The organism is Flavobacterium sp. DSR3-2, assembly GCF_049896525.1.
Taxonomy (GTDB): domain Bacteria; phylum Bacteroidota; class Bacteroidia; order Flavobacteriales; family Flavobacteriaceae; genus Flavobacterium.
Window position 1 is genome coordinate 139,438 of sequence record NZ_JAFCUM010000011.1, and the last position, 11,894, is coordinate 151,331.

9 protein-coding genes and 1 tRNA gene are annotated in these 11,894 nt (G+C 33.8%); 2 read left to right on the forward strand and 8 right to left on the reverse strand.

What is annotated here, in order from left to right:
- Nucleotides 1-6: 6 nt before the first annotated feature.
- The 5 genes from recQ to aroB all read right to left on the reverse strand — a co-directional run bounded on the left by recQ (nucleotide 7) and on the right by aroB (nucleotide 6,440).
- Complete coding sequence (gene recQ / locus ACP7AV_RS13245) at nucleotides 7-2,118, reverse strand: DNA helicase RecQ (protein ID WP_426063825.1); 2,112 nt, start codon at nucleotides 2,116-2,118, stop codon at nucleotides 7-9.
- 88 nt (nucleotides 2,119-2,206) lie between these two features.
- Nucleotides 2,207-2,611, reverse strand: a complete 405-nt coding sequence (locus ACP7AV_RS13250; protein ID WP_426092343.1) for a DNA primase — start codon at nucleotides 2,609-2,611, stop codon at nucleotides 2,207-2,209.
- Between the two features lie 8 nt (nucleotides 2,612-2,619).
- Nucleotides 2,620-3,591 (reverse strand): deoxyhypusine synthase family protein, encoded by a 972-nt coding sequence (locus tag ACP7AV_RS13255; protein ID WP_073353127.1) that lies wholly within the window; start codon nucleotides 3,589-3,591, stop codon nucleotides 2,620-2,622.
- A 93-nt stretch (nucleotides 3,592-3,684) separates the two neighbouring features.
- Nucleotides 3,685-5,085: an arginine decarboxylase gene (locus ACP7AV_RS13260; protein ID WP_426063823.1), complete on the reverse strand. Its 1,401-nt coding sequence runs from the start codon at nucleotides 5,083-5,085 to the stop codon at nucleotides 3,685-3,687.
- 287 nt (nucleotides 5,086-5,372) lie between these two features.
- Complete coding sequence (gene aroB / locus ACP7AV_RS13265; protein WP_426092344.1) at nucleotides 5,373-6,440, reverse strand: 3-dehydroquinate synthase; 1,068 nt, start codon at nucleotides 6,438-6,440, stop codon at nucleotides 5,373-5,375.
- Nucleotides 6,441-6,532: 92 nt separating this feature from the next.
- Here aroB and ACP7AV_RS13270 point away from each other — a divergent pair, with 92 nt between their 5' ends.
- Nucleotides 6,533-7,702 (forward strand): proline dehydrogenase family protein, encoded by a 1,170-nt coding sequence (locus tag ACP7AV_RS13270; protein ID WP_426092345.1) that lies wholly within the window; start codon nucleotides 6,533-6,535, stop codon nucleotides 7,700-7,702.
- A gap of 163 nt (nucleotides 7,703-7,865) precedes the next feature.
- Here the strand turns inward: ACP7AV_RS13270 and ACP7AV_RS13275 are convergent, their stop codons facing one another.
- Nucleotides 7,866-9,653: an ABC transporter ATP-binding protein gene (locus ACP7AV_RS13275; RefSeq protein ID WP_426092346.1), complete on the reverse strand. Its 1,788-nt coding sequence runs from the start codon at nucleotides 9,651-9,653 to the stop codon at nucleotides 7,866-7,868.
- Between the two features lie 210 nt (nucleotides 9,654-9,863).
- On the opposite strand from ACP7AV_RS13275, the gene ACP7AV_RS13280 reads away from it, so the two are divergent.
- Nucleotides 9,864-9,941, forward strand: a tRNA-Val gene (locus ACP7AV_RS13280).
- On the opposite strand, the gene ACP7AV_RS13285 is transcribed toward ACP7AV_RS13280, so the two are convergent.
- Together ACP7AV_RS13285 and ACP7AV_RS13290 are read right to left on the reverse strand one after the other, a co-directional pair.
- Nucleotides 9,898-11,454, reverse strand: coding sequence for a recombinase family protein (locus tag ACP7AV_RS13285; RefSeq protein WP_426092351.1), 1,557 nt, complete (start codon nucleotides 11,452-11,454; stop codon nucleotides 9,898-9,900). The two genes, ACP7AV_RS13280 and ACP7AV_RS13285, sit on opposite strands and share 44 nt — an antisense overlap.
- Nucleotides 11,342-11,620 (reverse strand): hypothetical protein, encoded by a 279-nt coding sequence (locus ACP7AV_RS13290; RefSeq protein WP_426092347.1) that lies wholly within the window; start codon nucleotides 11,618-11,620, stop codon nucleotides 11,342-11,344. Before ACP7AV_RS13290 ends, ACP7AV_RS13285 begins: the two co-directional genes overlap by 113 nt.
- Nucleotides 11,621-11,894: the final 274 nt, after the last annotated feature.

The following is an 11,894-nucleotide window of genomic DNA, read 5'->3' on the forward strand; positions in this document are numbered from 1 at the left end:
AGTTTTTTAAACTACAGCATTTTCTTTTTCTAATATCGCCAATGCTAACCGAATTTTACCGTAATCTATTTTTTCTTCAAAATAATCAAAATAAGGTTTTAAAGTATTTGGTGATTCTAATTTAATTTGCGCTTCTGCAATTTGAGAAACTTCTTCTTTTGAAATAAAACAATCTAAGTCAATATCTACTCCATCAAAATACAGTTTCGCTATATGTGACATAATTGTACTAAGGCCTAATTTTCTCTTCTGAGCAATTTCCTCGACAGACAATCCGTTTTTATAAAGTTCCAGTGTTTCTTTGTAAGTTGTGGCTTCTTTCTTTTTTTTGACAACTTTAAATTTTTGAAAATCAATTATAGTTTTGATAAAAGCATCACCATATTTTTCCAGTTTTGCTTTTCCAACGCCATCAATTGCTAGCAATTCATGGTCGCTCATGGGTCTTTCGGTTTCCATTTGGCGCAAAGCCGCATCACTAAAAATTACATAGGCAGGAACTGATTCCTCTTTAGAAATTTCGTAACGTAATTTTCTTAAGGTTTCAAAAAGCGAACTTGCTGCTGATTTACTTTTCGTTTCTTTGGTTTCTTGTTTCTCACTATTGATTTTCTGAACTGCGGTTAATTGTACTTTTTCATCTTCAAACAATACCTTTTTTGCAAGAGTTGTTAATCTGATTTTGTTTTGTTTGTGAAAAGCAATTTCACAATACCCTAGATTTATCAATTGTATCAAATATTGATTCCAGTCATACCACGAAAGATCAGCGCCAACGCCATACGTTTTTAAGTTTTGATATTCTTTTTCATAGATGTAAGCATTTTTGGAACCTCGCAAAAAGTCAATTATTACAGGCAGTGGTTCAGTTTCCTGTAATCGAATAATTGCAGATAATGCTTTTTGTGCAATTACCGTTCCATCGAAAAACAGCGGTGGATTTTTACAAATATCACAATTCCCACAGTTCTCTGTAACAAGTTCTCCAAAATAAGAAAGCAATATTTTTCTGCGACAACTTAATGCATCGGCATATTGTTTCATACGTTCCAGTTTAGCTAATTGTAATTCAGCGTTTAAACCTTGTGAAGCAAATTTTTGTAATTGAATTACATCGCCATAACTTTCGAATAATACCGTTTCTGATGGCAAACCATCGCGACCGGCACGACCAATTTCCTGATAATAACCTTCGATGTTTTTTGGTAAATTGTAGTGAATCACCCAGCGTACGTTTGATTTATCAATTCCCATTCCAAAAGCAATGGTTGCGCAAACCACTTTGCAATCATCATTAATAAACTCGTCTTGTGTTGTTGAGCGAATTTTATTGTCTAAACCGGCATGATATGCTTTGGCGCTAATGCCTGTTTTTTGTAATTTTTCGGCAAGTTCTTCGGTTGTTTTTCTACTTAAGCAGTATACGATTCCGGATTCATTTGGTTTTTCTTGGATAAAATCTATAATTTGTTTGACTCTGTCCAAAGCGGGTCGAACTTCTAAACTTAGATTTTTTCGATCAAAAGAAGCCACAAATAGTTTCGGATTTTTTAGATTTAATTGTTCGCTAATGTCCTTACGTGTAGCTTTATCAGCAGTTGCAGTTAAAGCTAATATTGGAGTAGAGGGGAAGCGGTTTTTTAGATATCCTAGATTAGTGTACGCTGGTCGGAAATCATGACCCCAAGATGAAATGCAATGCGCTTCATCAATGGCAATAAGACTTATTGTTAAACTATTGAAAATATTATCTAGAAAAGACAAACTTTCCGGAGCAATGTAAACCAATTTAATTGTGTTGGATTTTAAACTTTCAATATAAAATTGTCGTTCATCTTCGGTTTGGCTGCTGTTGATAAAACAGGCTGCAATTCCATTAGCTTTCAAACCATCGACTTGATCTTTCATCAAAGCAATAAGCGGAGAAATTACGATTGTAATTCCCGGAAAAACCAATGCGGGTAATTGAAAGCAAATTGATTTCCCTCCACCTGTAGGCATTATTGCTACTGTATCTTGTCCAGAAAGAATACAATTTATTATTTGTTCCTGATTAGGTCTGAATTTTTCAAAACCAAAGTTTTCTTTGAGTTTGGCGAGTAAAATTTCATGAGTCATTTTGGCGTGTATTTAGAAGTCTGAAATTATAAAAAAAAGGAACTCGTGAATGAGTTCCTTTTTTGAAATATATTTAAAATGGGATTAATTAATCCTCATCTTCATCGTCGTCTTCATCTGAGAAATCTTTTTCATCAGCATCTTCGTCATCCTCGTCATCTCCTGAATCTGAATCCGGTTTGTCGATAGCGTCATCTTCATCGTCGTCATCAATATCATCGTCTAAATCCAAACCTTTGATTGGTTCAACTACTTCGTCGATTATAATTTCATCATCTTCCTCAAAGTTTTCAATTCTATCAGCAAGTTTAGTGCTCACTTTTACTAAATAAATAGTATCGTCAGTTCGTACTTCGACTGCTTCAATCAATTCATTTTTAGCATTTCTAAAACTAATAATGTTTGAATCATCATATCCATCTGGAAATCTATCTACCAATAGGTTTAAAATTTCGTTGGTAAGTTTGGCGTAATCTACAATTACTCTTTTCATAAAATATTCTATAAGTCTAATAAATAAGCGAAAATTAAAGGTGCTACAATGGTAGCATCGGACTCAATAATAAACTTAGGTGTTTTAATGTCTAATTTACCCCAGGTAATTTTTTCATTTGGCACCGCTCCAGAATACGATCCATAACTGGTTGTTGAATCTGAAATCTGACAGAAATAACTCCAAAACGGAATGTCATGCATTTCCATATCTTGGTATAACATTGGCACCACGCATATTGGAAAATCTCCAGCAATACCGCCGCCAATTTGGAAGAAACCTACACCATTTGTACTATTTTTCGGATACCAATCAGATAAGAAAACCATATATTCGATACCGGATTTCATTGTAGAAGCTTTTAAATCTCCTTTAATTACATACGATGCAAATATATTTCCCATAGTACTGTCTTCCCATCCCGGTACAATTATAGGTAAATTTTTCTCAGCAGCTGCATACATCCAACTGTCTTTTAGGTCAATTTCATAATATTCTTCAAGAACACCTGAAAGTAACATTTTATACATAAACTCATGTGGGAAATATCTTTCGCCTTTATCATCGGCATCTTTCCAGATTTTGTAAATATGTTTTTGTAGACGACGGAAAGCTTCATGTTCCGGAATACAAGTATCCGTTACACGGTTTAGACCTCTTTCAAGTAAATCCCATTCATCTTGTGGAGTCAAATCACGATAATTTGGAACTCTTTCATAATGAGAATGAGCAACTAAATTCATGATGTCTTCTTCAAGATTAGCTCCAGTACACGAAATAATATGTACTTTATCCTGACGAATAATCTCAGAAAATATTTTTCCAATCTCGGCAGTACTCATAGCGCCAGCCATGCTTACCATCATTTTTGCACCATTGGCTAATTGTTCTTCGTATGCCTTAGCTGCGTCAACTAAAGATGCAGAATTGAAATGCAAATAATGCTTTTCTATAAACTGACTGATTGGTCCCTTGCTCATTTTTTAAAATTTAAATACTTAAAAATCAATACGTTAAAATTATAATTTCAAATTTAACGAATTTTTATATTGAATAATTGAATAATTGTTAATTTATTTTTTGTCGTAACCTAATATTTTTAAAACTTCCTCAGAGGTTTGTTGTTCTGAAAAAACCTCAGTGGCTAATATACCGTTTTCGTCTCTGTCTATCAATATATGTTTAGGTTGCGGAATTAAGCAATGGTGCAAACCACCATATCCGCCAATAGTTTCCTGATAAGCTCCCGTGTTAAAAAATCCGATATATAATGGTTTTTCTTTATTGTATTTTGGCAAATAAATAGCATTCATGTTTTGCTCTGAGTTGTAATAATCATCGCTGTCACACGTCATTCCTCCCAACAAAACCCGCTCGTACATGTCATTCCAGCGATTTATGGCCAGCATGATAAAACGTTTGTTGATTGCCCATGTATCCGGTAAAGTAGTGATAAAAGAAGAATCAATCATATTCCATTTCTCTCTGTCATTTTGTTGTTTTTGATACAAAATCTGATAAATCGCTCCACCACTTTCTCCAACAGTAAAAGACCCAAATTCAGTAAAAATATTCGGAACATCGACTTCGGCTTCGTCACAAGCTATTTTGATCTGATTGATGATTTCGTCAATCATGTATTGATAATCGTATTCAAATGCCAATGAGTTTTTTATAGGAAAACCACCGCCAATATTTAATCCGTCAAGCGAAGGACACTCTTTCTTTAACGCTACGTAAACCTTAATACATTTTACTAATTCATTCCAGTAATAGGCGTTGTCATTAATTCCTGTGTTAATAAAAAAGTGCAACATTTTAAGTTCCAATTTCTTATTTTCCTTGATTTCTTTTTTGTAAAACGGAACAATATTTTTGTATCCAATTCCTAATCTTGAGGTATAAAATTCAAATTTAGGCTCTTCTTCTGCAGCAATACGAATTCCAATTTTGAATTTGTTTTTTATTTGTCCTTGAAGCAAGTCAAGTTCTTCAAAATTATCAATAATTGGAATGGTGTTTTTATGACCATTGTTAATAAGTCTGGCAATATTTTCAATGTATTGGTCTCTTTTAAAACCATTGCAAATCACGTACGTACTTTTATTAATTTTACCGTTAGCTAAAAGGTTTTCAACAATATTAATATCAAATGCAGATGACGTTTCAATATGAATATTATTTTTGAACGCTTCGTTCATAATATATTCAAAATGAGAACTTTTTGTGCAATAACAATAGTAATATTTTGCCTCATATTTGTTTTTTTCCATCGACTTACGAAACCAGCTTTTGGCTTTGTTGATGTTGTTGGAAATTTGAGGTAAATAAGTAAATTTTAAAGGCGTACCATATTGCTCTACCAATTTCATCAAATCGATATTGTGAAACTGAAGATTATCTTTGTTTAATGTAAATTCTTCTTGGGGAAAATAGTAGGTTTGATTGATTAAATCAGAATATTTTGTATTCATTTGCTGTCGTGATTATAGATTAGAATATTGTAAAATAAAGTAACCTATAATTCAAACCCGGATATTTGCATAAACGATTTGAAGCTTCTCGTGATCTGCTTTTAAGTATTGGAAAACATCAAAACTAAAGTTTCCTTTAATAGAATAAAACCGCTTCAATATTCTTAAAAAAGACATATTGTTTCGAGTTTTACTGGAACTATAATTTGGCTTGTTTTGACTTTTTTTCATCGGTGCAAATGTAAAAAATATTATATACGCAATGCAATCCTTTTTATAAAAATTAATTAAGATTTATAATCCAGAAACGCCCTAAGAATTAATTCATTTTCAACTGATTGATTGATTTTTATTTTCCCGATACCTTCGATTAATACAAATTGAATGTTGCCGTACTCATTTTTCTTGTCGTGAATCAGTAGTTGCATGATAGGTTCGATATCCTTTTCTTCAAAAATGATGTCGTCATATATAGACTTGATGCAGGATTTTATATCAGAATATTCTTCTTTATTGATTAGTTTTTTATGTAATGAAATGAAACTTTCTAATATCATCCCAACGGCAATGGCTTCTCCGTGCAGCAAAGTAGTTTTATTTTCATTTTCCAGAAAATAACTTTCAATGGCGTGACCCAATGTGTGACCAAAATTCAATGCTTTTCGGATATTTTTTTCGGTAGGATCTTGAAGGACAATTTCATTTTTTATTTCAACCGAACGGTAAATTAATGTGTCAAAATCAGCAAAATCTATGGCTTTTAAATCTAAAAATTGTTCCCAGTATTCCTTATCATATATTAAACCGTGTTTCAGCATTTCGGCAAGACCGGAACGCATTTCATTTTGTGTCACTGTTTCGAGATATTGAGTGTCGATAAGCACCATTTTTGGTACATTGATAACACCGATTTGGTTTTTCAAGTTCCCTAAATCCACGCCGTTTTTACCCCCTACAGAAGCATCAACCATCGCTAATAGCGTAGTAGGAACGTGAATAAAATCAACTCCACGTTTGAATGTTGAAGCAACAAATCCACCTAAATCAGTAACAACGCCGCCGCCGAGATTAATTAAAAGACTTTTTCTGTCGGCACCAAGTTCCGTTAATACATTCCAGATTTGGACACAAGTCTCAATATTTTTATTTTCTTCACCGGAATCAAATTCTATAATTTCAATAATAAGATCAGTTTCCAGATATGGAAGAAAATTAGGCAAGCAAAACTCATTGGTATTGCTGTCTACAATAATAAATAGGTTGGAGTATTTATTTTCTTTTAAATGAAGGTTTAATGCTTCGTATCCTTTTTCGTTGAAATGTATCGGATAACTGTTGGCTTGAATTGACTGCATCTTTATGGATTAATTGGAACCGCAAAATAAGGCAATTTTTGCTAAACAATATTCAAAACTCTGTCTATATTTGTACAAAAATCTAACAAATAATGGAAAAAATATTCAATAATACACAAGTTGCCTTTTCATTAAAAAGTGATACCGAATTGGATAGAGCTTATTTTCTTTTTAAAATGATTGCCAATCAGCCACTGGTTCGCATTGGTACTGCGGTTACTAATTTTGCCCTTAAAGCAAATCTTCCTGTTGAGGGTTTGATTCGCGCTACTGTTTTTGATCATTTTTGCGGAGGTGTGAATGAAGTAGATTGCCTTTCTGTGGTTGATAAAATGTACACCAAGGGCGTTTCGTCTGTTCTGGATTATTCTGTAGAAGGAAAAGAAGAGGAAGGTCAGTTTGATGCTGCGCTTGAAATGACCTTAAAAACAATCGAATTTGCCAAAGAACGTCAAGCGATTCCTTTTGCCGTTTTTAAACCTACTGGATTTGGTCGTTTTGAATTGTATGAGAAATTAGGAGATAAACAAGCGTTAACGCCAGAAGAGCAAGCGGAATGGAATAGAGTAGTAGAACGTTTTGATTTGGTTTGCAAAGATGCTCATTCTAAAAATGTTGCTCTTTTGATTGATGGTGAAGAAAGTTGGATGCAAGACGCCGCAGATGAACTAGTGACCGAAATGATGCGCAAATACAACAAAGAAAAAGCTATTGTTTTCAATACGTTACAAATGTATCGTTGGGATCGTTTGGATTATCTGAAAAAATTGCATGAACAGGCAAAAAAGGAAGAATTCTTCATTGGAATGAAATTGGTTCGCGGTGCTTACATGGAAAAAGAAATTGTTCGCGCTAACGAGAAGGGATATTCATCACCAATATGCGCTTCAAAAGAAGATACAGATGAAAATTATGATGCAGCAGTTCGCTATATGATCGAACACTTAGATATGATGTCAATTTTTGCAGGAACCCACAATGAGTTAAGTACGTATACTTTAATGGAATTATTGCAGCAAAAAGGAATTAAAACAAACGATGACAGAATTTGGTTTGGTCAGTTGTACGGAATGAGCGACAATATCAGCTATAATCTAGCTGCTAATGGGTATAATGTAGCAAAATATTTACCTTTTGGTCCAGTTAAAGATGTGATGCCGTACTTGATCCGTCGTGCGGAAGAAAATACTTCAGTAGCGGGACAAACGAGTCGTGAATTAGAGATGATAAAAGCAGAACGCAACCGAAGAAAAGGGAAGTAGTCAATGTAAAATAGAACACGGATTACACGGATTTACTTTGTAAAAACACGGGTAAAAACTGATTTTAGTTGTAGGAACAACAAGGAAAAATCAGTTTTTATCCGTGTTTTCGCTTTTGTGAATCCGTATTTTCAGTGTCCAAAAAAATGAAAGAACTTTAAATTTAAGAATGGCTAAACTGTAAATTACTTAAATTTTTATAGATACCATTTTCTAAAGCGATTAATTCTTGATGTGTTCCTTGTTCTGTAATTTTTCCTTTGTCCAAAACTAATATCTGATCCGCACTGCGAATTGTCGAAAGACGGTGCGCGATAATAATACTGGTTCTTCCCTCCATCAAAATTTCAAGCGCTTCTTGAACTAGCTTTTCGCTTTCGCTGTCTAATGAGGATGTGGCTTCGTCCAGAATCAAAATACTTGGGTTTTTCAATAATGCTCTCGCAATTGCAATACGTTGTCGTTGTCCGCCTGAAAGTTTAATTCCTCTTTCCCCCACGATAGTTTCAAATTTTTCAGGAAAACTTTCAATGAAATTATAGGCGTTAGCTTGTCTTGAAGCGGTAAGAATTTCTTCCTCGGTGGCATTTGGTTTTCCATAAGCGATATTTTCTCTGATGGTTCCACCAAATAAAATCACATCCTGCGGCACAATACTCATGTTTCCACGAAGGTTTTCTAAATCAAAATCATAAATATTTTTTCCGTCAACCAATATTTCTCCTTCATCAATATTATAAAAACGCAATAAAAGCGAAGCAATTGTCGATTTTCCAGTTCCACTAGGTCCAACAATAGCAATTTTTTGACCAAAATTAGCAGTAAAACTGACGTCTTTTAATACTTTGATTTCTTTTCTGGAATGATAACTGAACGCGACATTTTTGAATGTAACGTTTCCTTTAATTTTTTGAGTTTTAGCAACATCTTGAACTGAATTTATTTTTTCAGGAGTTTCGTCCAATAATTCAAAAACTCGTTCTGTTGCGCCAATTGCTTTTTGAATTTGAGCATAAAGTTCAGCAATACCTCCGAAAGAAGCACCAACAAAAGTGGAATACAACACAAATGATATCAATTGTCCCACGCTCATTTCTCCGCTAATGCTCAATCGAACGCCGTACCAAACAACGGCCACAATGGCTCCGAAAAGACAGAAAATAATGAATGAAGCAAAGTAACCTCGGTATTTCCCACCTTTAATGGCTATTGTAACTACTTCTTTTATTTTTCCATTGTAACGGGCAATTTCGTACCATTCATTGGCGAAAGCCTTAACAATACTAATGCCTTGCATGGTTTCTTCAACAATTACCTGACTTTCTGCAACTTTATCCTGAACATTTTTTGAATATTTTCTGATGAAACGTCCAAAAATAACTGCAGCTACAGCGACCAGCGGAACTACAGATAACATCAACAATGTCAATTTAATACTTTCATTTGCTAGCAAAAGAACGCCACCAACAATTAAAATAAATTGTCTCAGGAATTCAGCAATTGTTGACGTCAATGTATCTTGTATCTGAGTTATATCAGAACTGATTCGGCTATTTAATTCCCCAACACGCTTTTGCGAGAAGAAAGACATCGGCAGTTTCACTAAATTACTGTAAAGTGCTACTCTAAGATTAGCCAACGTGTTTTCAGTGAAATTGACAAATAAATACAATCTAAAAAACGAAAATATTGATTGAAGAAATAAGATTACTATCAAACCTCCAGCAATCATGTTAGCTTGGGAGTTGTCTTTATTTTTTACACAATCGATGAGCATTCCCATCAATTTAGGAAAAGCAAGAGCAGTCGCTCCGGTAAATAATAAAAAAATTAAACCTACATAAAATTTCCAACGATGATTTCCTGCATATTGAAATATTACAGTTGCTTTCTGGAGTGAACTTGCAGTAATTTTTGATTTTGGTAAATCATTTTCTTTGAACCTGGCCATTATTTATTGTTTAAAGCGCAAATGTATGACTATAACGAATCAATACAAAAAAATACCAATAATTCATGCCTTACATAAAGCGCTATTGTAGAGCACGAAAGCAAATAATGCTTATATTTTATTGATTTTTTTACGGATTTGCTTGCAGATACCATTTCTAGCTGTATATTTGCACTCGCAGTAAGGAAATGAAAATGACCTTTTTGTTAAGGGCGATTAGCTCAGCTGGTTCAGAGCACCTCGTTTACACCGAGGGGGTCGGGGGTTCGAACCCCTCATCGCCCACCATAAGAGACAAGTTAGAAATATTCTGATTTGTCTCTTTTTTATTTGACTCTAACTGCCCATTAATCAAGTACATTAGCTGTACTGCTTCATTGATTCTTGTGGTTCGAAATCCAATTCCATCATATATCAAATTCTCAGGATATATTGAACCAATCAAATCTCTACATACCACAAGTTCAGAATTATCATAGATAGAATGAATCCTAAGCAAATTTTCAATTCCCTGATAAAGTAATTTTTCAATATCATCTTGATCAGTATCTATTCCTGAATATCTTGCTTGAAGCCTTGCTAATGTCTCTCCATAATCAGATTTTATATCTCTGTAGTCTGCTGAGTCAATTTGATTTGTCATTAGTAAATCTCGAGCCTTACTTAATCTACCTTCATAATCCTTTATTTGCTTTAATAGCTGAATCTTTTCATTTTGTCTTTCCTTTGTTTGTTCTTTATAAGCTTCTAGAATTATGATACTATAAACTTTTTTATATTGTCGTTTTGGAGCATATTTTAAAAGTTCCTTTATAAACATTTGATTTACATCATCAGCATTTGAGCGATAGGTGCAACCTTTATAACAATGGTAATAGGCGTAATATTTATTACGCCCTTTTGATTTACTTCCAGACAACACTTTTCCACAAACTGGACATATTAAAAACCCTCTTAAAGGTAGTTCTAGGATAGTTTCAACTTTTGCACGAATTACTTTCTTTCTTCCGTCTACTACATCTTGAACTTTATAAAACAATTCCTCGCTGATAATTGCTTCATGCTGTCCATTGGCAAAATAGCTCTCTTCATCCTTATACTGAGGAACTTTTATTTTTCCGCAGTACAAAGGATTTCTAACTGCAAGCCAAAAGCTGTGCTTTCCTGTTTTTATACCTTTTTTCCTTGCCAGTCGATGAATATCCTCAGTACTGAAAATACCTTTTGCAATTTCATTAAATGCCCAACGCATGATAGACGCCTCAGGCTCTTTAATTGCAATATATTTACTGCCGTCTTCTTTTGATCTGTTTGCATATCCTATTGGAGCTTGACTGACATATCTTCCTTCTTTCTTTGCTCTACGCATACCATGAAAAACATTTAACGCCCTTCTATCATTTTCTACCTCCGGAACAGCCAAATAAAATGCGAGCATCATTTTGTTTTCTGGAACAGATAAGTCTAAAGGCTGTTCTATGGCTTGTGGCTCAACTCCAAGTTTTCTTAAGGTGCTAATCATTTGATAAGCGTCTCCTGCATTTCTACTGAATCGATCCCATTTGGTAAATAAAAGTAAATCCGTTTTATTTTTAAATCTTTTTAAGTTAACCAATAACAATTTCCACTTTGGTCTTAAAAATGTTTTGGCAGAATGATCTTCATAAATAACATCCCGTACTGCAATGTTATTTATCTGGCAGTATTTTTTTAGTACTTCTTCTTGATTTCTTTGTGAATATCCTTTGTCGGCTTGCTCGTCCGTACTCACTCTCACATAAAGGTCTGCTATTTGTTTCATTTTGTTGATTTAAAAAATTAGATACTGTTATACTTGCTAGTTTGCGCATAAATTCCAAGATTATCCTTGCTTGGTCAAGTGTCAGGTCTAAATTTTCTTCTTTGAACATTTTTAAAGCTTGTTCATCTGTAAGTCTCCCTCTTTCATTTCTTTCCTTGTTTTCCATTTGTCATCTCACTTCATTAAAAAAAGACCATTACTGGTCTTTTTTTTTCAACAATCATCTATCGCTATAAAGATAAGATCTTGATTTGTAATGATCATAAGTAAAATATAGCTATGATGACTATGGATTTTTATTCTTTTATAATATTTTCATCTTCATTTCTAGAATCTGCAGGAAACAATATTCTTATTTCATTTAGCAGCTCAAATTCATCACTTGGGAATAGTTGCAAAGCAATCCCCAGTATTAAACCTACATCAATTGACTGATTTTT